Annotated in this window: 22 protein-coding genes and 1 other annotated feature; of the genes, 12 read left to right on the top strand and 10 right to left on the bottom strand. The window is 37.0% G+C overall.

Annotation, left to right across the window (positions count from 1 at the left end; genetic code table 11):
* The first annotated feature begins 8 nt into the window (after positions 1-8).
* The 4 genes from A2J09_RS20265 to A2J09_RS20280 all read left to right on the top strand — a co-directional run bounded on the left by A2J09_RS20265 (position 9) and on the right by A2J09_RS20280 (position 3,688).
* Positions 9-836, top strand: coding sequence for a carbohydrate ABC transporter permease (locus A2J09_RS20265; RefSeq protein ID WP_036160646.1), 828 nt, complete (start codon positions 9-11; stop codon positions 834-836).
* Complete coding sequence (locus tag A2J09_RS20270) at positions 823-1,830, top strand: N-acetylglucosamine kinase (protein ID WP_012292533.1); 1,008 nt, start codon at positions 823-825, stop codon at positions 1,828-1,830. Before A2J09_RS20265 ends, A2J09_RS20270 begins: the two co-directional genes overlap by 14 nt.
* 5 nt (positions 1,831-1,835) lie before the next feature.
* On the top strand, positions 1,836-2,741 hold the full coding sequence (gene murQ / locus A2J09_RS20275) for an N-acetylmuramic acid 6-phosphate etherase (RefSeq protein WP_012292534.1): 906 nt from the start codon (positions 1,836-1,838) through the stop codon (positions 2,739-2,741).
* A 71-nt stretch (positions 2,742-2,812) separates the two neighbouring features.
* Positions 2,813-3,688, top strand: coding sequence for a MurR/RpiR family transcriptional regulator (locus tag A2J09_RS20280; protein WP_012292535.1), 876 nt, complete (start codon positions 2,813-2,815; stop codon positions 3,686-3,688).
* Between the two features lie 355 nt (positions 3,689-4,043).
* Here the strand turns inward: A2J09_RS20280 and A2J09_RS20285 are convergent, their stop codons facing one another.
* The gene (locus A2J09_RS20285; RefSeq protein ID WP_012292536.1) at positions 4,044-6,230 is read right to left on the bottom strand and encodes an MMPL family transporter; all 2,187 of its coding nucleotides are present in this window, start codon (positions 6,228-6,230) and stop codon (positions 4,044-4,046) included.
* 116 nt (positions 6,231-6,346) lie between these two features.
* Here A2J09_RS20285 and A2J09_RS20290 point away from each other — a divergent pair, with 116 nt between their 5' ends.
* The 4 genes from A2J09_RS20290 to A2J09_RS20305 all read left to right on the top strand — a co-directional run bounded on the left by A2J09_RS20290 (position 6,347) and on the right by A2J09_RS20305 (position 10,193).
* Complete coding sequence (locus tag A2J09_RS20290; protein WP_231112981.1) at positions 6,347-6,976, top strand: TetR/AcrR family transcriptional regulator; 630 nt, start codon at positions 6,347-6,349, stop codon at positions 6,974-6,976.
* A 477-nt stretch (positions 6,977-7,453) separates the two neighbouring features.
* A complete protein-coding gene (locus tag A2J09_RS20295; RefSeq protein WP_012292538.1) occupies positions 7,454-7,882 on the top strand; it encodes a helical membrane plugin domain-containing protein in 429 nt (142 codons plus the stop codon).
* A gap of 45 nt (positions 7,883-7,927) precedes the next feature.
* A complete protein-coding gene (locus tag A2J09_RS20300; protein WP_012292539.1) occupies positions 7,928-9,112 on the top strand; it encodes an NAD(P)/FAD-dependent oxidoreductase in 1,185 nt (394 codons plus the stop codon).
* Between the two features lie 127 nt (positions 9,113-9,239).
* Positions 9,240-10,193, top strand: coding sequence for a methyl-accepting chemotaxis protein (locus tag A2J09_RS20305; protein ID WP_012292540.1), 954 nt, complete (start codon positions 9,240-9,242; stop codon positions 10,191-10,193).
* A 67-nt stretch (positions 10,194-10,260) separates the two neighbouring features.
* Here the strand turns inward: A2J09_RS20305 and A2J09_RS20310 are convergent, their stop codons facing one another.
* Positions 10,261-11,922: a M20/M25/M40 family metallo-hydrolase gene (locus A2J09_RS20310; protein ID WP_012292541.1), complete on the bottom strand. Its 1,662-nt coding sequence runs from the start codon at positions 11,920-11,922 to the stop codon at positions 10,261-10,263.
* 238 nt (positions 11,923-12,160) lie between these two features.
* On the opposite strand from A2J09_RS20310, the gene A2J09_RS20315 reads away from it, so the two are divergent.
* Positions 12,161-12,889, top strand: coding sequence for an IclR family transcriptional regulator (locus A2J09_RS20315; protein WP_012292542.1), 729 nt, complete (start codon positions 12,161-12,163; stop codon positions 12,887-12,889).
* Between the two features lie 42 nt (positions 12,890-12,931).
* Here A2J09_RS20315 and A2J09_RS20320 read toward each other — a convergent pair whose 3' ends face one another.
* On the bottom strand, positions 12,932-14,182 hold the full coding sequence (locus A2J09_RS20320; protein WP_012292543.1) for an MFS transporter: 1,251 nt from the start codon (positions 14,180-14,182) through the stop codon (positions 12,932-12,934).
* A gap of 65 nt (positions 14,183-14,247) precedes the next feature.
* Positions 14,248-14,510: a binding site (T-box leader), on the bottom strand.
* A 475-nt stretch (positions 14,511-14,985) separates the two neighbouring features.
* On the opposite strand from A2J09_RS20320, the gene A2J09_RS20325 reads away from it, so the two are divergent.
* Positions 14,986-15,954, top strand: coding sequence for a quinone oxidoreductase family protein (locus A2J09_RS20325; protein WP_012292544.1), 969 nt, complete (start codon positions 14,986-14,988; stop codon positions 15,952-15,954).
* Between the two features lie 49 nt (positions 15,955-16,003).
* On the opposite strand, the gene A2J09_RS20330 is transcribed toward A2J09_RS20325, so the two are convergent.
* Both A2J09_RS20330 and A2J09_RS20335 read right to left on the bottom strand, forming a co-directional pair.
* Positions 16,004-16,810, bottom strand: coding sequence for an EcsC family protein (locus A2J09_RS20330; protein WP_012292545.1), 807 nt, complete (start codon positions 16,808-16,810; stop codon positions 16,004-16,006).
* Positions 16,811-16,960: 150 nt separating this feature from the next.
* On the bottom strand, positions 16,961-18,322 hold the full coding sequence (locus A2J09_RS20335) for a MocR-like pyridoxine biosynthesis transcription factor PdxR (protein ID WP_012292546.1): 1,362 nt from the start codon (positions 18,320-18,322) through the stop codon (positions 16,961-16,963).
* Between the two features lie 96 nt (positions 18,323-18,418).
* On the opposite strand from A2J09_RS20335, the gene A2J09_RS20340 reads away from it, so the two are divergent.
* Positions 18,419-19,003 (top strand): GNAT family N-acetyltransferase, encoded by a 585-nt coding sequence (locus A2J09_RS20340; protein ID WP_012292547.1) that lies wholly within the window; start codon positions 18,419-18,421, stop codon positions 19,001-19,003.
* A gap of 113 nt (positions 19,004-19,116) precedes the next feature.
* Positions 19,117-20,268, top strand: a complete 1,152-nt coding sequence (gene ldmS, locus A2J09_RS20345) for an L-aspartate--L-methionine ligase LdmS (protein WP_012292548.1) — start codon at positions 19,117-19,119, stop codon at positions 20,266-20,268.
* A 15-nt stretch (positions 20,269-20,283) separates the two neighbouring features.
* Here the strand turns inward: ldmS and A2J09_RS20350 are convergent, their stop codons facing one another.
* From A2J09_RS20350 to A2J09_RS20370, 5 genes are all read right to left on the bottom strand, one after another.
* Positions 20,284-20,991: an ABC transporter permease gene (locus A2J09_RS20350; protein WP_012292549.1), complete on the bottom strand. Its 708-nt coding sequence runs from the start codon at positions 20,989-20,991 to the stop codon at positions 20,284-20,286.
* The gene (locus A2J09_RS20355; protein ID WP_012292550.1) at positions 20,988-21,836 is read right to left on the bottom strand and encodes an ABC transporter ATP-binding protein; all 849 of its coding nucleotides are present in this window, start codon (positions 21,834-21,836) and stop codon (positions 20,988-20,990) included. Before A2J09_RS20355 ends, A2J09_RS20350 begins: the two co-directional genes overlap by 4 nt.
* Positions 21,837-21,982: 146 nt before the next feature.
* A complete protein-coding gene (locus A2J09_RS20360) occupies positions 21,983-22,939 on the bottom strand; it encodes a LytTR family transcriptional regulator DNA-binding domain-containing protein (protein WP_012292551.1) in 957 nt (318 codons plus the stop codon).
* Positions 22,940-22,951: 12 nt separating this feature from the next.
* Entirely contained in the window at positions 22,952-23,566 is a 615-nt protein-coding gene (locus A2J09_RS20365; RefSeq protein WP_080695161.1) for a dienelactone hydrolase family protein, read from the bottom strand.
* Positions 23,567-23,662: 96 nt separating this feature from the next.
* A complete protein-coding gene (locus A2J09_RS20370; protein ID WP_012292554.1) occupies positions 23,663-25,774 on the bottom strand; it encodes a choice-of-anchor I family protein in 2,112 nt (703 codons plus the stop codon).
* Positions 25,775-25,841: the final 67 nt, after the last annotated feature.

Consider the following 25,841-nt stretch of genomic DNA (forward strand, 5'->3'; position numbering starts at 1 on the left):
GGAGGTATATGAAGCAAGGAGCCATTTGGGTTCGACCATTCTATTATCTTGTTTTGTTTACAGTAGCGACAATTAGCTTATATCCTATTTTGTTAATGATTTTGTCCTCCTTTAAGAAAAGTGTGGACATTTACAAGGATCCATTGGGATTTCCATCTAGCTTTAGCCTTAATACTTACCGCACATTATTGTCTAAAATTCCCTTTACCACATATTTTATGAATAGCCTATTTGTCAGTATTGTATCTGTTGTACTGATTGTTGTTGTGTGTTCATTGGCATCCTTTTATATAGCTCGCTTTAAATTTTCGTGGAACCATGCCTTATTCTTTATATTCTTATTAGGCATGATGATCCCAATAAAATTGGGAATCGTCCCTCTTTTTATTTTAATGCGTGATTTAGGACTAATTAATTCTTTATGGTCTTTGATTTTAATGAATACAGCGACAGGTATACCTTTATCCATGCTCATACTAACAGGCTTTTTTAAAACGATACCTTCTGAATTGGAGGAGGCTGCCCGTATGGATGGTGCTGGGAACCTAAGGGTCCTTTGGTATGTTGTATTGCCATTAATGCGACCTGCACTAGGAACAGTCGTTATTATCAATTTTATTGCAGCATGGAATGACTTTTTCTTTCCGCTTATTTTTATTACAGAAAAGATGAAACGGACAATCCCTGTCGGAATGATGTCGTTATTTGGAGAGCATTCAGCTGACTGGGGCTCACTTTTTGCTGGACTGACATTAGCATCATTACCAATGATTCTATTATTCTTTATTGCTTCAAAGCAATTTATGGAGGGGCTGACGGCAGGTGCCATTAAATAAGTCATATATTATTGGTGTCGATGGCGGTGGAACGAAAACTCGTGCTGTAATTGGGACAAAAGATGGAAGTGTTCTCGCCGTTATGGATGGAGACGGCACGAATATAAAGTCTACTCCATCCTATGAGGTAAGACAACATATTCAACAGTTACTAGAATGTTTAGTGCAAAGGGTAGGTGCTACAAAAAGTGATATTTCAACGGTTTTCTTATGCGTAGCAGGAGGGGATCGTCAAGAGGATTTAATACGCTGGAAGGAGTGGATAGCTCATATTTTCCCCTTCCCGTTCTGTAAGGTTACTGTTACAAATGATGCAGTAGCGGCACTTACTAGTGGGACGTTTACGCAGGAGGGATTAGTAGTTATAGCCGGAACAGGCTCAATTGTTTATGTGGTTCAAGAAAATTTCATTAGTCGCATTGGAGGATGGGGGTATCTATTGGGAGATGAGGGAAGTGGCTACTATATTGGCCAAGAGGCATTGCGTGCCATTACTCGTCAATATGATGCTTATGGTTTAAATGAAGATGCCTTTTCTAAAGCCATTTTAGAGCGTCTAGCACTAACAGATCCTACGGAAATTATTACACTAATTTATGAGCATACGCAGCCACGCATATGTATTTCCTCTATTACTAGGACGGTATTACTTTTAGCTACCCAAAATAATGAGATAGCGAAGAGGATTGTTGACCGTGCAGTTACCCATTTAGTTCAACTTCTCCAAAAGATGTTTAGAAAAGAACCACAGGTGAAAAAATTCCCTATTGTTACTTGTGGAGGATTATTCGAAAATCAATACTTTGTTCAATGCTTTCAAGCAAAATTGCAACAATCTACTATTGATAATCAAATCATTCAGCCTGAAGTACCACCCGCTATTGGTGCTTTTATAAATGGGCTCTTTAGTGAAGGAATTCCAATGACAAAGGCTTTACAACAAACAGTAAAGGAAACTTGGATGAATGTAAAAAAATCGAATGGAGGGATTTGATTTCGATGGAGCGAATGACAAAACTGACGACTGAGGATTATCATCCAGACACAACCGATTTAGATTTAATGTCCATTGCTGAAATTGTAAGGCTAATGCATGAAGAGGATCAAAAAATTCCACAGGCTATTGCCAAAGTATTACCTGAAATAGAACAGGCTATTATGGCTGTTGTACATGCGCTAAAAAATGGCGGTAGATTGTTTTATGTAGGGGCAGGGACAAGTGGGAGAATCGGGCTGCTAGATGCTGTTGAATGTCCACCAACATTTAGTACTTCGCCTAAGCTAGTGCAAGCCATATTAGCGGGTGGGTCAGAGGCAGTAATGATCGCTATAGAAGGGGCAGAAGATGATTTATCTTTAGGTCGGCAAGAATTGGAAAAACAACGCTTAACAAATCTAGATATAGTCATTGGTATTGCGGCAAGTGGTAGAACGCCTTTTGTCAAAGGAGCTTTAAATTATGCTCAGCAAATAGGGGCAAAAACGATTAGCTTGGTCAGCAACGCTCGTTCTACCATTAGCGAAAATGTAGATATAGCTATTGAGGTTATTACTGGTCCAGAAATTCTAACCGGTTCCACTAGACTAAAGGCTGCAACAGCCCATAAACAAATTCTCAATATGATTACGACCTCAACTATGGTCAAGCTTGGTAAAGTCTATAAAAATTTAATGGTGGATGTTCATGCTAGTAATTTTAAATTGCGTGAACGTGCCAAACAAATTGTTTGTGAAGTGACAGGAGTATCCTATATTCAAGCTGAGCAAGTTTTAGAGCAAACCAACTATCAAGTAAAACTGGCTATTGTCATGTTACTAACAAATACAGGGTTAGAAGAAGCAACCGCATTACTCGCCCAATCCGAAGGGCATGTGCGTAGAGCAGTAGAATTACGGAAGTTTTGAAGTAAGAGGTGAATGGAACTGCTCCATTCACTTTTTCATGAAGGCTACATACTAGAGGTGGGGATGGATGTATGGAAAAAATTAATGCCGGTTTAATTATGCTTTCAGAAATGCGAGAGAAGCTACCTCCTTCTGAAAAAAAGGTGGCAAGCTTTATTTTAGAACATCCCACACAGGCGATTAAAATGACCGCTGTAGAGTTGGGAGAGGCAAGCCAGACAAGCAGTGCTGCCGTTGTAAGATTATGTAAATCTTTGCATGTCAGCGATGTTCAAGAATTAAAATTACGTATTGCTGGTGATTTACAGCGTAAGAACACCGTCGACAGAGATATTGAAGCAAATGAGCCGTTACAATCAATTGTAGAGAAGGTGACCTTGCAGAGTAGTGATATTCTGACACAAACGGCTAATTTAATAGATGAAGCTGAATTAGAGCGAGCTGTATCAGCTTTAGCAAAAGCAAGAAGAATTATTTTTTTTGGCGTAGGTGCTTCTGGAATTACGGCAATGGATGCAGATCAAAAATTTTTAAGAATTAATAGGCATAGTAAAGCATTCATGGATTTACATCTAGGAGCTACATCGGTTGTTAATGCACAGGAGGGGGATGTGGTAGTCGGGATATCCTTCTCTGGAGAAACACATGAAGTGGCCAAAATTCTTGAAATAGCAGGCGAAACTCCTGCTACTACAATAAGCCTAACACGTTACGGTAATTCATTAGTATCTAGTTTAGCTGACATTTGTTTATATGTATCACCGAATGTAGAAGCGACCTTTAGAAGCGGTGCCACTTCCTCTCGTCTTGCCCAGCTTCTCGTCATTGATATTTTATTTATGGGAGTAGTGACCAGTGCGTATAATCAGACAATTGATTATTTAGATGAGACACGAACAGTTATTCAAGGTTTGCATAAAAAGGTAACTAAAAGAAAAATAAAGTAAAACGAAGACGACTCCTTATCATCGTCTTCGTTTTTGTCGCTTTGTCACTTTGTCACAAATAGAGTGTTGGTACAGATACAATCTACCTTTTATAGACGTTCTTGTGTTTCAGGGTCGTAGAAATAAAGTGAACTAGCAAAATCAAAGGCATATTTTTCGAGGGTATTGCCTGAAAAGGAGTTAAGCAATGGAAACGTTACTGTAATTTAGAATAGTTTAATAAAGTCAATCCTTTAATAGAGATCCTATAAGGCTCAGTTTAGAATAAATATATGACTAATGTTTCTAGTATTAATAAAAAAATAACACGGATATTAGCAAGTGGATTTGCTAATGACCGTGTTATTTATAAAGGTTAGACTTCTTTTTTGAATAGTTTTCCTGGCCAGAAGGCGTATTTGCCTAGAACCGTTGTGATTGCTGGAACAAGCAATGGTCGAACAATGAATGTATCCAGAAGTACACCGATTGCTGTGACAACACCAAATTGAACAAGTACTTGAATTGGTAATGTTGCTAGTACGGCGAAAGTACCTGCTAAAATAAGTCCAGCAGATGTTATGACACTTCCCGTTCGGACAACTCCTTCTTCTACAGCTGTTAAATGATCAGTTGTTTTACGTTTTTTCCAAATCTCTGAAATCATAAAGATATTATAATCTTCGCCGAGCGCTACTAAGAACACGAATGCATACAATGGGATAGCTCCCGAAATGGCTTCTGCCCCCATAATATGATGTAAAATCAACCAACCTGCGCCTAATGCTCCAAAGTAAGAGATAATCACGGTTGCCAATAAATAAACAGTGGCCGTAATGGAACGCAAATAAACAAATAATAATAATGCGATTAAAGCAATCATGGTTGGCATAATAACCGTTTCGTCACGCTTAGTTATTTGTTGGGTATCATACTGACTAGCAGTTTCTCCACCAATCCAAACATGCTTATCAGCATTTTTAAGCCCACTTTGCTCGAGTATTTCGATAACCTCTGCCTTTAACTCAGGAATATGAGCCAACGATTCCTTTGCATAGGGGTTAGCATTTAAAGATAGTTCATATAACTGAATCTCATTATTTTTTTTCCCTATTTGAACATCTGCCACACTATCAATATAAGGAATTGTTGAAAGCTGTTGCTGTAAATTAATTTCATTTCCCCCTGTATCAATCACTAATTGTACAGGTGCTAATTCTCCAGGAGAAAAATTCTCTTCTATTAAAGTGAAGCCTTCTCGTGACGGCATGTCTTTTGGGAAGGATGAGAGTAAATCAAACGTATATTGAATACGTGGAACGAATGCTGCTAATCCGCCAAGTAATATAACGGTTACCGTAATAACAATCCATGGCTTCTGCGTAACAAAATGTCCGATTTTATGACTAATCTTATGTGATGGCTTATGTTGTTTTTTTCCTTTGTTCAGTGCCATTTCTTCTGTACGTGGAACAAATGGGAAGAAAGCTACACGACCAATGATGACAAGAATTGCAGGAAGGACGACGAGAGCTGCAATTCCCATTACAAGTACACCAAAGCTGAATGGCACGGCAAAGCGTTGAAATGCGCCGTAATGAGCCAAACTAAGGGTAGCTAGACCAATGACAACTGTTAGGGCACTCATTAAAATAGCGCCACCTGATTCTTTCACAGCAAGTTTCATTGCGACAGTTTTATCTTCAACATGGAAGAGAATTTCTCGGTATTTAGATATTAGGAATAAACAATAATCAGTACCTGCACCAAAAAGTAATACCGTCATAATAGAGACTGCCTGTGAATCTTTATCAATCCATCCTTGATCCGCAAAGAAGCCTAATGTTGGGCTGATTACTCCATAGGCAAGACCTACAACAAGTAAAGGAATAATAGCCAGTAATGGCGAACGATATATAATTATAAGTAGTACTAAAACGAGTAATACTGTTGCAATCAATAGCTTTACATCTGCTTGGGAGAATAAACTAACAGCATCAGTAGCGATTCCAACTGGTCCTGAATAACGAACATGTAGCATATCATTCGAAAGTTTTTTATCTAATTGGACTTGGTTGCTCTCCATTATTTTGGTTAGTTTATCTAAACTATCCTGTAGGACATCTGTAGCAACCCCCTTTTCAAAAAATACAGGTGTAACGATGGTTGTGCCATTTTCTGAAGTAGCGGCTGATAGAGCCTGGGTTGGCATTTTATCAAATGGTGGAACCATCGTTTGATGAGCTAAGGGTTTAGCTTGAAGCTCACTGTATACACCTTGTATGGCTGAATAGTCTTGATTGGTTAGTCCACTGTCACGATACCAAACCAATAATAATGGTGTACCGGCATCATTAGGGAATTGATCGGCAATTATTGCCGCAGCCTGTTCAGACATTTCCGTGTCAGGTAGGTTTTTGCCTGACTCACTTTCAATACTATTGATTTGTGGCCAAGCAAACGACAATACAATTACTAATAACACCCAAAAGGCTAGTGCTAATAAGCGCCCCTTTTTACTTGCAACCATTGAGCCCCATTGCTCAAGTGGATGTTTTTTCATAAGAAAACCTCCATTCCTGTAAGTGATTTAATTATATATACTAGAAGGTTAATTAATCAATCTAGAAATACCGATATGTTATAATATGAGTAAAAAGATTGTTTTTTATAAAGGAGGTGAACTTGTTGAAACAGTCACCGCGTATGCTTGGAAGACCTCGCCATGATGAAAATGCGAAACCGACAAAAGATCTAGTCCTTGAGACGGCTACAAAACTTTTTATTAAAGAAGGCTACAAAAACATTTCGATGGATGATGTAGCGAAAGCTTGTAACGTAACAAAGGCGACTATCTATTACTACTACCCAACTAAAGGCGAATTGTATACATCGGCACTAATTGCTATGATGGATCGTATCAAGCTATCTATTCTACAAATTTTAGAGCAACAAAAACCATTTAAAGAACGTCTTGAACAGCTCGTTAAGGTTCATTTATCGGCAACTATTGATATTGATATGAATAATTTTATGTGGGAGGCCTCCATCAATTTATCGGAATCTCAGTTGAGACAAGTACAAGCATCCGAAAATGAAATGTACCACACCATTGAGCGGGCTATACAAATAGAAATGGACAAGGGCACGATTCGAAAAGGAAATGCCAAGTTTTTTGCTCATAACTTTATGGCACTGATGACGGTAGGGTATTTTAAAGATGGCGACGGGAAAACTTTGCTAGGTTCAATAGATGTAACGGCAAAAGAAGTAACAAATTTCTTTTGGCTATCTGTTCAAAATAAATAAAGCTTCCTAATTTTTATGAAAGGAGTTATCTCATTAGAATAGAGATAGCTCCTTTCATTGTTATAAAGGTCATTTGAATTTTAAAAAGAGTCTCTAAAAATGACAAAAAAGTGAATGACAGCTACAAAATTTGATGCATTAGAAAATTTATGATAGTAAGGCAGTTAATAGTTGATAAAATCAATGAATTTTGAAAAGATTGTCGAAATTGTGATTTAGCGCATTGAAATAATGTACAAACAGTCTTATAATGAAGGTTGTAATGTCACCAAGACAAGATAAGGATGGTATTATGATGCGCTTTTTGCGACTTAAAGTTAACATTGTAATAACAAGTCATACGAATCGCTATCCAGGCCTTGTGACTGGTGATTGTGTAGGATATACGCTGTAACGACTGTTAAGTTTTACCTTAATGGTCTTTTTTACATGTAAGCAATAAAAAATAGTACTAGTGATGGCAAAGGAGAGTTCAAAATGTCAGAAACGAATAACCAAGCACAGGCTGAACAAGTAACTGTGAGTAAAGAGCAATTAGATGTACTAGATCAATTACTAAAACCTGAAGTTCAAGAATCGCTTACAACTTTAGTTGAGCAATTACCAAAGTTAACTGAAATGATGACTTTATTAACGAAATCATACGAGTTTGCTCAAGCTGTAGCAACAGATGAAGTGCTTAAAAATGATACTGTGGGTGCAGTAACAGAAATCGCTGGACCTGTAGTAGGCTCTGCGAAAAACCTAGCAGCAACTGCAATTGAAGCGAAAGACCGAGCATCTGAAAGCCACGAAGTAATAGGTTTATTCGGTCTTGTGAAAATGCTAAAAGACCCTCAAGTTCAAAATGTATTCCGTTTTGTTAATGCTTTCTTACAAGTAAGCTCAGAACGCAAAGCTAAATAAGACTTAAGGTAAATTCAATTCGTAAGGACGGAGGATTAATTAATCATGTCAAAAGAAATCGTCATCTTAGGTGCAGGTTACGCTGGCGTTTTAACTGCATTAACAGCACGTAAGTATCTATCAGCTGATGAAGCTAAAATTACTGTAGTAAACCAATTCCCAACACACCAAATTATCACTGAACTTCACCGTTTAGCCGGTGGTACCATTGCAGAAGGTGCTGTTGCATTACCACTTAAAAAAATCTTTAAAGGTTTAGATATCGATCTACACATTGCAAAAGTAACGAAATTCAATGTAGATAATAAAAAAGTGGATTTAGATAATGGCTATACATTAACGTACGATACGCTTGTAGTATCTTTAGGAAGCCAAACTGGTTTCTTCGGTATCCCTGGATTAGAAGAAAACTCAATGGTTCTTAAATCAGTAAATGATGCCAATAAAATTAACAAACATATCGAAGATCGCATTAAAGCATATGCACAATCTAAAGATGAAGCAGATGCAACAATCGTTATCGGTGGTGGCGGTTTAACAGGTGTTGAGCTTGTTGGTGAAATCGTGGACAACTTCCCGAAAATCGCTGCAAAACACGGTGTTAACTTTGCTGATCTTAAAATTAAACTTGTTGAAGCTGGTCCAAAAATCTTACCAGTACTTCCGGATACACTTATTCAACGCGCGACTGAAAGCTTAACAAAACGCGGTGTGGAATTTATTACTGGTACACCTGTAACTGGTGTTGACGGTAATGTTATTTCTCTAAAAGACCGTGAACCAATTGTTGCAAACACACTTGTATGGACAGGTGGGGTAGCACCACTTCCAATAGTAGGTGAATCAGGACTTGCAGCTGACCGTGGTAAAGCAACAATTAATGAATTCCTACAATCTACATCACACGAAGATGTATTTGTTATTGGTGACGCATCTGTAGCATTACCAGCTGATGGTGGTCGTCCACTTTACGCGCCAACTGCGCAAGTTGCTTGGCAAATGGGTGAGCTTGCTGGTTATAATGTTTTTGCACAATATAAAAACCAAGAGATGAAATCATTCTCAGCAGTGAACTCTGGTACACTTGCAAGCCTAGGCCGTAAAGATGCGGTTGCTACAATTGGTGCAAGCAACACAGAACTTAAAGGTCTTCCTGCAACATTAATGAAAGAAGCTTCGAATATTCGTTATTTAACACATATTAAAGCTCTATTCGGTTTAGCTTACTAAAAATTTTGGTCCCACTTCTATTAGGAGGTGGGATTTTTTTATGGAAAGTCTACCTTTACGATATTTGTTTATTAATTACTTCAAAGAGAGTAAAATTAATACAAATCTAGTTATGGAGTGATGACATGTGTTAACGATATTTCAATCAAAAAGAGAAGATATAGAGCAATTTAAGGGGAAAATTGACGAGTTGAATGCAAAGCTAGATAAGAAGGATCATGAATTTCAAATTTTTCTCAATGAATTACATAAGGAATTAATTTCAACGATTGGACAGCACGATATAGTTAATCATCAACATGTCATTTTGGGTGAAATGGTTACAAATATTTTAAGCGAATTTAATCGTGTAGAAAACAGCACCATTGAATCCAATACCATATCTGGACATGCTCTAGAAAAAGGAAACTCTTTAATTCATTCATCAGATGAAATGGTTTCTTTATCGATTGAAAGTAAACAAGCTGTAAAGGAAGTTCAGCATGTCATTGATGAGCTTGGTGAGCAATCAAAAAAAACGACGAATAGTATGAACCATTTAAGTGAACGTTCAAAGCAAATAACTGATATCGTCAAAGTAATCAGTGAGATTTCTAATCAAACCAATTTACTTGCCTTAAATGCATCTATTGAAGCAGCGAGAGCTGGGGAGCATGGTAAGGGGTTTTCAGTCGTTGCAGAAGAAGTACGAAAGCTTGCTGAAAATACAAAGTCAAGCACAGAGGATATTGTGAATCTTACGAAAAAAATTGAGGATCAAATATCTGAGGCATATGAGGATAATAAAAATAATATGCAGCTGGTGACAGAAGGACTTCAAAAAAGTACAGATACGTCTGAGCAAATTAACGCATTACTCCAAATCATAATGAATGTCCAAGGTGAAGTGAAGGAATTACTTGATTATATAGATAGCCAAAAAATTTCGACTGAAGATGTCATGAGTAAATTTAAAACAACAACAGCTCTTTTTGATGAAACAAATAAAGTTTTAACTGACCATATTGATGAATCAGATATCGTCACAAAAAAATTACTAGAAGCTGTTGAAAAGGTGAAGGGTTTTCCTCATTCAATTTAACTATAGTTTTACTGGATACATAAAAAAGCACCGTTCTAAAAATAATTAGAGCGGTGCTTTTTCGATATTAAAGATTGGATTTGAATATTTCTTTTGTAGCCTTCTGAATGAGCTTTGGTAGCACGCCGAAGGAATAAGGCTTATAAACTCTCTCAGTCCATTTGTGGCCATCTTTTCCGTATACACCCATTGTAACAGAAGGGATATTCAGCGCCTTTATTTTTTCAAATGGTAGGGGATAGAGTGTATCCCATTTTGGGAAGTTATTGAGCAACTCTTGGAGTTCCTCTTGTGTAGCATGAATAGATAAGAAGCTTCCATCCGCTAAATAAGGGAAAAAGCGTTTAACCTGAAATACTTCGCCTGTTTCTTTCGCTACCTCATGAACGACCTGTGAAATGGCTTGCTTTAATAGCTGGTCTCTTGCCACACTTTCCTTTAAATAATTATGGGGAAGGAATGGTGGTGCAAAGTATAAGACAACTCGAGGCTTATGCTCAGGATCTGCCTTTTGCAGCGCATCAACGATTGCAAACGACTGTTGGCGTAATTCCTTACCTGCATTTTTTTTCAAGACATCAGCAATAATAAGCTCGGTTTCAATACCCTTTCCGTTTAAATAAACAATAAACTCATCATAAGTAACAACGTCTATATGCCAGGATAATGAACGCTTAGGTATGTTGGAACGCTCTATATATTTCTCATACTGAAGCTGTAAATATTGCTTTGCTTCGATACATGCCTGTTGTGCGACAGACTTAAGTTTCTTAACAACATGATCTGGAGACTCTTCATATAAAAAATAGTTAAAATAAATTCGGCTAGTAGACGCGGTTTGAACTGTATAGGATTCTTTGGTGTCTCGTTGATATAAGCATGTAGGTGGAAGGATGGTTTCACCTATAATTGCCTCCATTAATGCTAAATTATTATGAATACGCTCCGTAATTTTTGCTGCCACATAATTGGGGTCGATGCCACTTAATGTATCTCCCACATGTACTTCTCGCCCATAAATGTAGAAGGATGGCAGTAACTTTCCAGCAACACCCGTATAAATATAACGATGAGGGTCATCACCATATAAAGGAGTTGTAAAGTCAGTATTAATGGCCATTAGAAAATCTAGTTCCTGCTCCATTTTTAAACGATTAAGCTCATCTAATGCGTCAATGATGCCATTATGCTCGGCCTCTTCGCCACCATTTAAAATAAGTAATATATTTCCTTCTAGTTCATGAAGATGATTGGTGAAATATTGTACATTGGCAATATGGACAGCAGCTCCGCTTTTCATATCTACAGCTCCACGCCCAAACATCCAGTCGCCACTTTGAGCATCCTTCTGTACATCCGTATTTCCTTCATAGGTTTTAAAGAAATCCTCAAGCTTGGTAGGAGAAAAAGCAAACTCTTTTAAATGACCATAATCCTCTATGTCCACTGTATCCAAATGAGCGTGATAGATAATGGTCCTTTTTGTTTCATTAGGACTTTTTACGAAAGCAAAAAGATTTTTTCGGCCAATAGGGTCCTGTTTTACGTTTAAAGTCCAAAGAAATGCAGGGTTTTCTTGATAGTAAGGGAATTCCTTCATTTTCGCATAGATATACTCAATAATTTTCCCTTCTCCTTGAGTACCATTAATACTATTAATATTTACTAATTCATTTGTAAGCTTTTCAATTTGCTTTGCGATGGGTAACTGTCTTAGTTGTGAATACATGTATATGGCTCCTTTTTTGTTCGATTAGATATCATTCAAAATAGCAACTATACTTACTTCATTGTTTCGTTATGTGAAAATTAATCCGTATTGTGGAATATGATTCATCATATAAGAAAAAACCGTAAACGTCAATTTTCATTTTTATAAAATTCTGTTTCTTTTTATTAATTTATTCGGTTGCAACTCTATATAAATGAGTAAAAATTCGTTAAAATGAATAAAAGGAGGATGAGCAATGATTCAATCTATTGAAAGAGCAATGATGATTATTCATGTACTAGCGAAGAATCCTAAACGATTCTTTTCTGTTCAAGATATATATAATGAAACAGACTTACCTAGCAGTACAATTTATCGATTATTGTATACATTAGAAAACTTTGATTTAGTAGAAAGAAATGAGGAAAAAAAGGAATTTCGTTTAGGGTATACATGGTTACAGCTCGGCATGAAAATGTACCACCATACAAACATCCGAGAAAAAGCCCATCCGTTATTAGAAGAGCTTGCCGTTAATGTGCGGGAAACAGCGTATTTAAATATTCCAAAACTAAATAATTCTATTATTATTGATCGTGTGGATAGCCCCAAAAATGTCCGTATTATTGATATGATAGGTGAAAAAATCCCCTATCCAATTGGAGCAGCGAATAAAGTATTACTTGCATTCTCAGAGAAGGAAATGCAAGCTGGCTTTCTAAAAAATATAAGTGATCTTGAAAAAATAGAGTTAATGGAACAATTAAATGTCATCAAAGATAAGGGATACTCTATTAGCTATGGAGAAAAAACAAAGGGAACAGTATCAGTGGCAGCACCTGTTTTTGATTTGAATAAAGAACCAATTGCAGCAATTAGCGCAGAGTGCTTTGAGTATGATACAGATACTGAAAAATTAGAAAGTATTGCAAAGGAAGTCACACGAGCTGCTCACCTTCTTTCACAAGAGCTAGGTCATGTGTAAATAGGTCTTCTCCACGTAAGGAAAAGACCTATTTTTATTTACCTAGTTATGAGACTCAGAAGTACTTTGATAAAAAGTGGCTTTAGAAGGGCATATCGTTAAAATAAATAAAATGATAGCTACCGTTACCATGACAAATGAGGCACTTACTATAACAAATCGTATAGAAATAATTTCAGCAGTAACTCCAAATGAAGCTGTCAAAATTATGATGAAAAGGGCTTCAAAAAAACCATAAATACTCCCTATACGTCCCATGCTTTCAGCAGGGATATTATTTTGATAAAAAGTATAGAAACCTGTATTCGCAAAAGCTGTTGCGAATGATAAGAGGAAGCAACCTAAAGCTGCCATAAAAAAGGTATAGGAAGAAGTAAACAGTAAATAACCGAAGGCTGTCATTATAGACCCCATGCCGATTAACCAAGCAGTAGAGGTTTTTTCAACAATGGCTGAATTGGTTAGAGAACCAATTAGTACACCGACACCTGCAATACTGACCAAAACCCCATATTCTCCCTCCGATAAAGCAAGTACTTGAGTGGCAAACGCAGCCTCTAAAGAATCAGTCGCTGTCATCAATACAATGGTAGCACTAAATAAAAAATAGACTGCCATCACATAGGCATTTTTAAAGCTAAAATGGACGACCATTTTCCAATCATAGAGCAATATTTTATAAAATGTTGTTGCTTTTTCTGTACGAAGAGCAAAGCCTAATTGTTCATGTCCTTCAACGTCCGGCATTTTTATAGTTATGCAGGCAGATAAAAATAAAGCAATAGCATTTAAGTATATAGCCATATTCGGTGTACCTAGTGTAAATAGAAAGCCTGCAATAGCTGGACCTGTTAGGAAGGCACCAGAATCAAGCAGACTACGTAATGAGTTAAAGCGTTTTCTTTGCTCTATCGGTATCAATTTAGTGATATAAGTCATAGAGGTAGGATGATACATAGAACTAGTAGCTGTAATGATAAAGACTAAAATATAAATCCATCCTAAGCTCAAAAAGCTAGGAAGTGCGACAATCAGTATGGACCGGCAAAGATTCAATAGGATCATCAGGTGTTTTTTATTAAAGCGGTCTATTAAACTACCAGACCAAAAATTAGTAAACAATGTGGAGAGAGCTCTGATAATATACAAGCCAGAAACAGCAAGTGCTGATTCTGTCAGATTGAGTACAGTAAGGTTCAAAGCAATAAAATAAATCCATTCACCGATACTAGAAATACCAATACTACTTAAAAGGATAATTGGATAACGCCACGATTTTAAAGATTTTTTCATATAAATTCCTCCTCTTGCAAAAGTGACCTTGCAAAATAAAAAAATCCCACCCCCAAGACAGTAGTCTTAGGGACGAGACGGAAGAATTTATGCTCACGTGGTGCCACCCTAGTTCACTATTATGTTGCCATAATAGCCTTTTCAGTACGACATGAATGAATGTTTATACTGTAACTCTATAACGGGAGTTCCCGTCGCACCATCATTCTAATAGAAATCCAATGCGCTACTCTGAGGCTTGTTTCAATAATTCGTTCTTGCTCGTTTTCAGCAACCGGAGCTCTCTGGGAAGAACAGCCTTATTTACTCTTCTCTTCACTGTATTTTGGTTAGTGTAGCATATATAGATAATTTTGGTAAGTGCTACGGTGAAATAGATGGTCCATTTTTTTGAATGTAAGCTTTTAATTGGATGAAAAGCGACTCGCAAAACGGGATAGTATGAGTTAATTGGAAGTATCCTCAAGGGAATGATATAAGTTCATCAAAACAGCAAGATTGAGAGCTATTTTTCCTGTGAAAAATGCGGGTCTGCTGTGCCAATTGCCAAAAATGGTGTTTATCTAATAGATTAGCCGTTGTATGGTCCAGTGACAATAGAGGTGATAACAGTAGGTATCCAGGTTTTTCGTAACTATAGCCCTGTACCAGATAACATAAAGCATATACGATTGCTGCCTTAATTAAAGAAATCATACGGTATTCCATTACAGTTCTCTTGCTTAGGTTTAATTTTCACAAAGGTATCTCCATTCTTTGGGAATTTAGTTTATAATTCGACTATAACAAGGAGGGAGAAAAAAATGAAGGCTATCGTAATAAATGAATTTGGTACGTCTGATGTATTAACATATGCCGAATATCCAAAGCCTACAATCTCAACAGGAGAAATCCTAATACGTACAATCTATACGAGTGTGAACTATGCAGATATTAAAAATCGGACAGGTAATAAGGCTAAAGGAAACTTTCCAATGATTCTTGGGTTAGATGTTGCTGGTATTGTAGAAGAGGTTTTTAATGAGAACAGCAATTTTCAGAAGGGGGACCAGGTCATTGCATTTCCGATAAATGGTGCTTATGCAGAGTATGTCGTAGCAAAGGAACAGTTGGTCTTTAAAGTTCCGTATGATGTACCGCTAGAGAAGGTAGCAGCTGTGCCAACTGTATCGTTTTTATCGTATATCTTAACACATCAGATAGCACCAATTAGTCAGAATGATTCGGTGTTAATTCATGCTGCATCTGGTGGGGTAGGAACAATGCTTATTCAAATGGCCAAAAAGCTAGGCGCTAAACAAATTATTGGAACTGTAAGTACATTAGAGAAGGCACCGATAGCCTATCAGCTTGGGGCAGATCATGTTCTTACATATGACCAATTTAGTGAGCATGTACGAGACTTTACTGGAGGTATTGGCGTCGATATTATCTTTGATTCGATTGCGGGAGCTATTACGGAGGAAAGCTTAACTTGCTTAGCACCATATGGCACTCTTGTACAATTTGGCAATAGTGGAGGCAAGGCAGGAACTATTATGACATCAGATTTACATAGTAGCTGTCGTAATGTAAAAGGATTTAGTCTGGGTACGACTAGGGACTTAAGACCAGAAATGTTACAACAGGTCGCTCAACATATTTTTACTTTATTAAAAGGGGATAGTTTCCAAGTGCCCATTGCTAAAATATTTCCATTAGAGGATATGCAAAAAGCTCATGAACTGATGGAAAGTCGTCAGCATCAGGGAAAAATAGTAATTAAAATGTAGAAACAAGGGAGGGTGACGCTCTTATAAGGAAGAGCGCCATCTCTCATCATCAACTTTCTAATTCATTCAATTTTTCATAAATTCGTCTTTTTCGATATAACATAATACCCGTTTCAGCAACATCTTGAATCATTCCTTTATTTGCGTATGCACCGAAGATCATACCAGCAATAGGTATCATTTGAAACAGTTTTTTCCAGCCCAGCTGGTCCCGATACGTATAAAATACCTCCTGCCAGCCTTGTAGCTGAGAAATCATATTGTCAGTAGCTTTATGAGTACTATTCATAGTGGAAAGCTCCTGTAAGATGGCTTCTTTCCCAACAATATCTGCACTTGTGAATTGCAGGCATTTCACAATAAAAATACGCTCCATTTTATCATTAGGGTCATAGCCATGAATAATAGCAATTTCTTGCAATGTCTTCAGCGCGGTTCCTAAAATAACGGGTATATCAATAGCCAAGGTAAATATTCCGCCAAACCCCGTAGAAGCACCTTGAACAGTCGCAAACTTTACACGCTCATTTTGCAATTTATCACTGAGAGTAATCATATCCTCTAATGGAATTTGACCAATATCTGAAATGCTCAAAATATGCTCTGTGGAAGAATGGTTACGGACTTTTTGAATCATGGCTTGTTCATTGATTAAATATTTTCCACCGGATTGTATGTAGTTCCCTAATTCATCGACTAATAATGCAATTTTATTTTGAATAAAAGTAGGCGTCATTTTATCTAACAACTTAAACGGTATTCTACCTAGTTTCTCCCAAAACCATAAATCCCTTTGATCCTTTTCCCAATCCTGAATTTCCTGCAAGTGCTGCTCTAATAGCTGACGGTTCTCCATTATTGTCTATCCCCTTATGTGTTCATTTACCTTTACATACGAAAAAAACATTATAAGGTTTCGCCTTGTCTCGAATCATCTGTATATTTTTTATGTCTAAAACAAAGTTTCGTGTATAGACTGACTCCGACCATCTAATAAAATGACAGGTTATTGCCAGACGGAAGCAAGGAGTGCAATACCTTCATCAATTTGCTGAAGTGTCAGTCCACCGTAGCCTAAAATGATTAAAGTATCCTCTGTACCATGCTGATAGGAAGTAGAACATGGATAGACAAGAATTCCAATCTTTTGAGCAAGTTGAATCGCATTTTTCTCAGAGAGTCTATTAGGTAACTTCATCACGATATGTAGCCCAGATTTTTCACCGATGATTTGAAATTCCTCCGAAAAATGAGTGGAGATAGCAGTTAGTAGAGCTTGTTGTTTTTTACGATAAACTGTCCGCATTTTCGCTAAATGTTTATCAAATTGACCTTGTGCAATGAAATCAGCTAAAACAAGTTGCTCTACTCTGGAGACAACTGATTTTTGATCATGGTTAAAGGCATTAAACGATGCAATTAATGACTTTGGTAAAATCATATAACTGATTCGCAAAGAAGGCAGCAACGTTTTAGAAAATGTTCCAAAATAAATAACTTGTTGAAGCTGATCCATTTTTGCTAAAGAGGGGATTGGCAGCCCTTTATAACGAAATTCAGAGTCATAGTCATCTTCAATAATGTATGCCTCATTCAAATTTGCCCATTGCAACAAGGCGGCTCTTCTCTCTACGGTCATAATCATGCCCAAAGGAAATTGATGAGCTGGTGTTGTGTATAACATGTGAATTGTTTTTGAAGGAAGAGTTATACCGGCTTTATCCACAGGGATGGCCTCTGTAGACAAACCGCATTGTCGTAAAGTAGTATGTGCCCGTTTAAAACCCGGTTCTTCTACTCCGACCTTACTCTGGGGACCTAAAAAGAGACTAAGGGCTTGAAGTTGACTTTGTGTTCCACCATAAACAAACACTTGTGAGGCATCACAAACAACGCCACGTGAACGTTGTACATAGCGCGCAATCTCGGAGCGTAATAGGTCTTCACCTGCCCAGGGACTTATGGATAAATTATTCTTGTTTACATGTTTTTTTAGGAGCTTATGCCAAAGTGAATAGGGAAAAGCCTCGTTATCCACATGCCCGTTATGAAAATCATACTGAATGTCATTGGATATGATTGTCCTTAGAGGAACCTCATGCTGCTGTTCATCTTGTACCCAATCAAATTCAAAGGGAGCAATAAAATAACCCGACCGTTCTTTACTATAAACATAACCTTCTGCCAGTAATTGTTCATAAGCCTCCTTCACAGTATGTACACTTACATCGAGAGTTCGGGCAAGGGCTCGCTTAGAGGGCAATTGCTCATGACCTAATAGCCTTTTAGATAAAATAGACTGTCTAATTTCTTCGTATATCTGAATGTATTTGGCTGAATCTCCTGTCAATGAAATGGATAGCTCCACAAGATAACCTCCTTTGGTATGGTCTGGTTTTTAATAATTGGTACTTTCTATCATATCAAATTTACCGTTAAATAATTAAAAAAGGAGTGATACATCATGGAGTTTATGGCATTAGAAAATGAAATAGTTAAACTGAAGCCTTTAGAGTTAAATGATTTATCGGGGATATTAGAGGCGGCGAGTTATCCAGAAATTTGGTCACATATGTCCACAACGATCGAAAAAATGGTGGATGTGCATAACTTTGTGGAAAATGCTTTATTAATGAGGCGTAATAAAACAGAATTTCCTTTTGTTATTGTGGATAAAAAGACTGGAGAGATCATAGGGTCTACACGTTTTATGGATATAGATGATACACATCAGCGGGTTGAAATAGGAACAACATGGCTGACACCAGTCTACTGGCGTACTGCTATTAATACCAATTGTAAATACCTATTATTACAATACTGTTTTGAAACCCTTCATTTACAGCGAGTTCAAATCAAAACTGATCATGAAAATATTCAATCTCAGAAAGCTATAGAGCGTATTGGGGCGACAAAGGAAGGAATATTACGGAATCATATGATTCGGAAAGATGGGACCGCTCGCCATACAGTGATGTATAGTATTACGTTAGACGAGTGGCCGCAGGTGAAAATTCACTTAAATCAATTATTAGGCGAATCTATTTAATATTTGGGTTTTAATGGATTTTTATTGGCCGCTAAGACTGTTTTTTCTATTAAAAAGTGTCAAAAAATAAGGGGAAGGGTAGAGTACTTAAAAATTGAAAGAGGGTAATCTACTTGAAACCAAAATACACGCTAAGACAAATCTATGGTGAGAATGCAGTTTATACACCAAGAACGCCGTTTAGTGATAATCCATGGATGATGGACGATCCTCATAAACTGGATGCCCTAACCTCTAGAGAAGTAGCTATTGCTGATATTCCTGTATTAGTGCACCGAGCTACCCAAACTGAAAAAGCTCGGGAACTACATCGATTAACAGGTTTACCATGGGTCGAACAGCCTTTTAGTTATGACACACAGGAGGAGTATTTAGCCCATATTCGTTCTTGGTGTGAAGACGACAAAACGATTGTTTGTCAATATATACATGACTTGGAACATATGGACCGTCAATGCTATTGGATGGATGCCGAGAAATTTAATGAATTGAATTCAAAAGCATATATTGATCATTTAATCGATAGCAAATTTGTTCCGAGTCGTTTAAATGTTGAAACCTATAGGCTCTCAGATGCCATCAAAAATTGGCAACCGCCTGTGGTCCTTAAGCCGGGCGATGATTCCCCAACCTCTGGAGGATATGGAGTCATCATTTGCCATAATAAAGAGGAACTGACGGAAGGTCTGCGGCAATTCCGAATGACGGGAACGGAGAGCATAATTATTGAGGAGTTATTACAGACAAAGGACAATTATAGCTGTCAATTTGTCCACTCCGAGGAACTAGGTATTCAATATTTAGGAGCCTCACAACAAATTACCGATGAAAACGGTATTTATCACGGTAATATAATAGTAGATGAAGTTCCTGAAAAGGTAATTGAGGTAGGAAGACATATTATGGAACAAGGTGTTGCAGAAGGTTTTGTTGGTGTAGCAGGATTTGATTTAATTGTCACAGAGGCTGGTGATGTTCAGGCTATTGATTTGAATTTCCGCCAAAATGGCTCCACCTCTATGCTAATGTTTCATGATACTTTAGGTAAGCCTATCAATAAATTTGCCTCCTATGCAGCAAAAAGTCCAAAGGAAAATGACGTTTTCTTTCAAACCATTAAGAGGTTTGTTGAACATAAAATATTATTTCCGTTATCATTTTATGACGGGAATTATTTCGATGAACCTGTTCCCTCTAGATTTGTTGGAATATGGTATGCCGATGAACTTAGCGAGATTGAAAAACTTGAGCAAGAACTATCATAGTAAAAAGAATGGTCATTAATCGACCATTCTTTTTTTATAAATAATTGCAGCGAGAAACCAAGAAAGTAGGGACCAAACAATTATCGTCATCATAGGAATGATTACATCTGTCACTGAATATTTACCTTCTAATGCTTCGGCTAACAGTAATAATTGTGAGCTTGGTAACCATTCTGCAATCTTTAAGATTGGATAAGTAGAAGCAAAATTTAGGGCAATTGGGCCAAAAGAGAAAATAATGATAACCGGTAATACAATGATGGAACCTTCCATTATAGACTTAGAAAATAATCCACAAATCGTTCCAAGTGCAATATAAAATACAGTTGAAAGTATTAATGAAATAGCTAAAATGAGTAGGTTAGATGGGTTATATCCCACAATAAAAATAGACATAGCTACCACGATCATCGTTACGATAAAAACAAATAGGCTTTTACCAATTAAAATATCTGCTAGTGAAGCAGGGGAGAGCATCAGGCTTCGTAATGTGTTTTTCTCCTTCTCCTCTGCAATTAAACAGCATTGTATATAAACTGTTACCATAGAAAACGTTATATTAATAGGTAAGAGATAAGCGTTGATAGAGGATGCACCAGATTGATTATACAAAAATGCCAAAATTATTGGTAAGAGTACCATCGAAGATACGGCATAGTTACGTGAAAATTCCTTATAATCTTTCATTAATATAGCTTGAATTCTTGTCATTGAAATATTCATACTAAATCACTCCCTGTTATTTGCATAAAAATATCGCCTAATGTTGGTTCATTTGTATGGATTCGAGTAACGTCATTGGCTTGCATCCATTGATACAGTTTCTCGGCATCTTGAGCCCCGTTTTGGATCACTTCTTGTGTACCATTTTTAAGCTCAACAGTCATGGAATCAGTGCCAAATTCCTGCTTCAAGTCGCTTGGAGTGCCAATTGCTCGAATTTTCCCTTTATGCAGGAAAGCAACTCGGTCACAGAGTATTTCGGCCTCGCTCATATCATGGGTTGTTAAAAATATCGTTGTCCCCATGTTATTCAGCTTTCGTAAACCATTATAGATATGTTCTGTATTTACAGGATCAAGTGCAGAAGTAGGCTCATCTAAAAATAATAATTCAGGCTTATGCATTATAGCTCTAGCCAGTGTAACACGCTGTATCATGCCCTTTGAAAGCTGACTTATCTTCTTTTTGCGATCAGCATATAAATTTACAAAATCAAGAGCTTCTTTGACGGCAGTGACTGACAGCTCATATAGCTTACTATAGAGTAATAAATTCTCTTCTATAGATAACCTCGTATACAAACCGCTGTTATCTGTTAATATGCCAAAACGTTTACGATTTTGACTTTGCTTCATGTCAGCTGCTGGCTGTCCAAATAATAGAACATTTCCAGCAGTGTTTTCAGTTTGCGCAGTTAATATTTTAATAGTAGTTGTTTTTCCAGAGCCACTCGGACCAAGGAAACCAAATATTTCTCCTTTTTGTATAGTAAAGGAAACATCTTGTAGTGCGATTTCTTTATTAAAAGTTTTTTTCAAATGCTGTACATCAATTACTGCTTTCATGTGTAAGCCTCCTGTTTGTTGTTGATGTCTAAACTATAAACAACAAGTGAAAGGTACACAGCAATAATTAGATGAGAGGAGGAAAAATGACTACCAACAACACGATATGGAAGGTGACAGGAGTCGTTTATTTCCTGGGAAATCTACTATATTCCGAGTATTTTCTTTAAATCTGCTAGTTTATTTTTCGACAAAGGCACAACAGTTTTATCAGTGCTGTTGAGTGCAAGGCTATAGCTATTGCGCGTCCATGTAATGATTTCGCGAACCTTTTGTAGGTTAACAATGTATGAACGGTGGCTTCTGAAAAAGCCGAATGGTGTCAATTTTTGCTCTAGCTCATTCAGTGATAGTGTACATGGGTAGGATTCACCTGCAACATTAACAGAAACGACGCCTTCAACACTTTCAATATAATCAATTTCGGGCGGGTTAAATAAAATAATCTTGTCATTTTTCTTTGTTGGAATTTTATCAATGCGAATCGGCGAATTTTCAAATGGGGGAGGTGTTTTCTCTAATTCTTCCTCTTTAACGTCTAGTGTATGTAAGCCAGCCCCATCTAATCTATGTATAGCAGTACTTGCAATCATTAAGTCTTCTAGATTATTAGAAAGTAAAATGATGCTTTTTTGTCTTTCTGTGAGTTTTTTTAGTATTTGTTGGACATTTTGCTTAGAAAAATCATCGATATTTTGAAAGGGTTCTTCTAATACAAGAAGCGATACTTCCTGAAGATAGGTACCCAATAACTTTAATCGTTGTTTTTCACTAGTAGAAAGCTTACTAATTCTCATGTTTTTTTGTTCAGTTAAGCTAAATAGCTTTAATAACTCCTCAGCCTCATTAGGTGTACGTTTGAATAGTTTCAAATTAAACCGTATATGCTCACGAACAGTAAGGCGTTCATAGAGAGCACTTTCGCGAAAATATGTAAATGTATGATCTCGTTTCATAAACCATTGCATTAAAGTATGTATTTTAGAAACATCTGTGTAGATGCCTATAATCATGCCGGGTTGTAAGGCTATAGGAAAGCTTGGATAAATCACATTACCTCTTTCAATATATGGTTCAACCAAAATATCTATATTTTCTTCCATTGTTTGTTCCTCCTAATGTTGTTCTACTCCTAAAAAGTTTAAGATATTTGTGTGTGCTTGAAAGTAGCTAGATGGACAAAAATGGGAATTATAAGTATCCATAAAACCATGCTGTCCGTGATATTGCTTTGTTTGAACATTTGATTTATGTTCGAGTACATTTTTTATTGCATTCACATCAAAGCTACTTTCACAGCTTGGTAGAATGACCAAGGTTGGACAAGATGGTTGGACGTCTAGGAATTGGCGTATACGTGAGCCATAAACACAAATAACTCGATGTAGGGGGAGCGTTGATAATCGCCAGGCTAATGTAGCACCTACACTATATCCAATTAGCACTACCTCTTCATATTTTTCACATGCCTCTAGTAGGTTTTTTGATAGCATCTCAAGAGGTGCGTCAAAGCCGACTGTATGGAAGAAAAAATCATAAGCTTGTTGTTCCTGTTTATATGAGAAGGATTTTCCTTCTGGATAAAGCAAAACACAGCAAACGGAGGTATGTTCATCACGGTAGGCTTCGGCTTGTTCTTTTATAAATTGATTGATGCCATATATTTCATGTAAAATAAATATTTTTCTTTTCATGACGACCTCTTTTGGTTTTTTCCAATAGTGTATCAAAAACTAGCGTTTACGTATATTTTAGTAATTTATGGATTGAGGTTTATTTTAGCTAGAATAAAAAAAGCTGTTCGAACACTCGAACAGCATGAAGGATTATTTAAGGGTAAATAATTTGTAGAGTACCGATGTAGCATCAGCGCGTGATAAAGTGCTTTGTGGTTGAAACAATTGTTGTTTGTTACCTGTAAAAATTCCAGCTTGCTGCAAAATATAAATCGCTTCCTTTGCAGGAGGAGAAATAGCAGCATCATCCTTAAATAATTGTTGAGTATGATGGTTAGGCAAGTCCATTTCAGTTAATTTTATAAAATGATATAGAATTACAGCAGCATCCTCTCTTGTAATAGGCTTATGAGGATTAAACATTTCATTGGATGAATTGATTAGCTTCTTTTCATATGCCCAACCAATAGCATCCTCAAAATAATCGCCTGTTTTTACATCGGAAAAGGGAGCTTTGGATGTTGAATTTATTTTTTGTGCACGACTGAGGACAGTTATAAATTGTGCTCTAGTCATGGGAGCATTTGGATTAAATTGATCCTTAGCTACACCATTCAATAAATGCTTATTTGCTAGTTCCTCAATGGCTGTTTGTGCCCAATGACCTTGTATATCTAAAAATAAACTTTTATATGGACTACCAAATGTAAAAGCAGTAACGGTACCGCTGACCTCATGTGCGGCAAGTAAAGTTGGAAGCCCTGTAGTACTAGCTGAAGCAGGAATGAAAGCTAAACCTTCTGGTGATACATCTCCCTTAATATCTTCACCAAAATCTCTTTTATTTATATATTGAACAAATGATGGTGAATTAGGGTTTGTAATATCATACATCATGATGCCACCAACCCGTTCTATACCAATAAAGGCATACATGCGATCACCGATTTGTCCAATTTTCACATCCTCAGGCTCAGGGCCCTTTTTACCGCTGCGATTATCAAGCTTTGTATTATTATTGGAAGCATTGAAGTAGTCAGGTAATGAATGGGCAATAATCTTTTCAAAATCACTACCACTATCAAATACTTGAGTCATTGATTCTGCTTCATAGATAGAGAAAGATCGACCTCCAAAGCTATACATTTTTTCAGGTTGTAAGCCATCATAGTCTGAGGTATCAAAAAGCACAACTTCATTGCCTCTTAGTTCCATTTCAAGTTCGTTTACATAGCCTTTCCAATCACGTGAGTCACCCTCGTTTGCTGTCACTAAATAGGTTTTACCGTTCACTTCATACGAAGAAATCCCATCAGGCATATAGATGCCGTAAAGATTATCAGGAATGATTTCAATTTTTTTATCTTTCATGAAATCAAGCGCATTTTCTTTCTTACGATGATCCTTAAAACCTAGTGATTGCACATTTTTCCATTCACCTGATGTAAGATCTAGCGTAGCGATTGCATTTGCCTCCTGTAAGGTAACATAGGCTGTATTACCTTTTTTATTGACAGCAATATACTCAGGTTCGAAATCTACAGAAGGATTCGTCTTTTTCTTTAAAACGATACCTTTAGCAACAAGCTCCTCACGTTGAGAATCTAAAGCCTCGAAATTAATATCCTTTACCGTTGCTTTAGTAATGTCAGTTGGTAGCTCGATAATACTAACACTGCCTTCTGGATCAACGGCTTTCTCATAACCCTCACGAGGCTCTCCTTCATTTGCTACAAGTACCTTTTTCCCGTCAGGTGTAAAGGTGATCATATCGGGCTGTTTACCAGCTTCTACAATATGAAGAATATTACCGTTGTAATCTAAAAATACTGCTAATCCATTGTCATTATAGTCTCCAGCTTGAACAGCGGCAGCTATCAAATCGGAATCGGTGTTAATACTAATACTTGTCACATCTCCATAAGAGAAGTTTGGTTTGATTTCTTTTAAACCTTTTTCAAGATTGACCGTTTTCTCGACCTTTACGGCAGAGTAGGAAGAGCTTTTTGGTAAAGGGACGATTTCAATTTGCTTTGTTGTCCCATTGATTACATAGTATTTGTAATTGTCCGCATTGTAGGCAACAATTTCTGTGGCCCCTCCATCTTCATTTTTCACGCCAGAATCATAGCGAGAGGAGACATTTAAGTTAAGTTCAGGTGGTAACTCTTCTACCGCATAGGATTGATTTTCTCCTATTAAAAGAGTAGCCATAGCTAAGGAACAGCCTGCTGCTAGGGCAGCTAATTTTTTATACTTCATACATATTAAACCTCCATTAAATGTTAGTTTAAGAGTACATGCTCAATGTAAATACCGTATAAAGATT

Source organism: Lysinibacillus sphaericus, assembly GCF_001629735.1.
Classification (GTDB): Bacteria; Bacillota; Bacilli; order Bacillales_A; family Planococcaceae; genus Lysinibacillus; species Lysinibacillus pinottii.

Bases quoted from the DNA above. Each gene is read 5' to 3' on its own strand.
- A2J09_RS20265 (WP_036160646.1), top strand. From the start codon at position 9: ATGAAGCAAGGAGCCATTTGGGTTCGACCATTCTATTATCTTGTTTTG.
- murQ (WP_012292534.1), top strand. From the start codon at position 1,836: ATGGAGCGAATGACAAAACTGACGACTGAGGATTATCATCCAGACACA.
- A2J09_RS20280 (WP_012292535.1), top strand. From the start codon at position 2,813: ATGGAAAAAATTAATGCCGGTTTAATTATGCTTTCAGAAATGCGAGAG.
- A2J09_RS20285 (WP_012292536.1), bottom strand. From the start codon at position 6,230: ATGAAAAAACATCCACTTGAGCAATGGGGCTCAATGGTTGCAAGTAAA.
- A2J09_RS20295 (WP_012292538.1), top strand. From the start codon at position 7,454: ATGTCAGAAACGAATAACCAAGCACAGGCTGAACAAGTAACTGTGAGT.
- A2J09_RS20300 (WP_012292539.1), top strand. From the start codon at position 7,928: ATGTCAAAAGAAATCGTCATCTTAGGTGCAGGTTACGCTGGCGTTTTA.
- A2J09_RS20310 (WP_012292541.1), bottom strand. From the start codon at position 11,922: ATGTATTCACAACTAAGACAGTTACCCATCGCAAAGCAAATTGAAAAG.
- A2J09_RS20315 (WP_012292542.1), top strand. From the start codon at position 12,161: ATGATTCAATCTATTGAAAGAGCAATGATGATTATTCATGTACTAGCG.
- A2J09_RS20320 (WP_012292543.1), bottom strand. From the start codon at position 14,182: ATGAAAAAATCTTTAAAATCGTGGCGTTATCCAATTATCCTTTTAAGT.
- A2J09_RS20325 (WP_012292544.1), top strand. From the start codon at position 14,986: ATGAAGGCTATCGTAATAAATGAATTTGGTACGTCTGATGTATTAACA.
- A2J09_RS20330 (WP_012292545.1), bottom strand. From the start codon at position 16,810: ATGGAGAACCGTCAGCTATTAGAGCAGCACTTGCAGGAAATTCAGGAT.
- A2J09_RS20340 (WP_012292547.1), top strand. From the start codon at position 18,419: ATGGAGTTTATGGCATTAGAAAATGAAATAGTTAAACTGAAGCCTTTA.
- A2J09_RS20350 (WP_012292549.1), bottom strand. From the start codon at position 20,991: ATGAATATTTCAATGACAAGAATTCAAGCTATATTAATGAAAGATTAT.
- A2J09_RS20355 (WP_012292550.1), bottom strand. From the start codon at position 21,836: ATGAAAGCAGTAATTGATGTACAGCATTTGAAAAAAACTTTTAATAAA.
- A2J09_RS20360 (WP_012292551.1), bottom strand. From the start codon at position 22,939: ATGGAAGAAAATATAGATATTTTGGTTGAACCATATATTGAAAGAGGT.
- A2J09_RS20370 (WP_012292554.1), bottom strand. From the start codon at position 25,774: ATGAAGTATAAAAAATTAGCTGCCCTAGCAGCAGGCTGTTCCTTAGCT.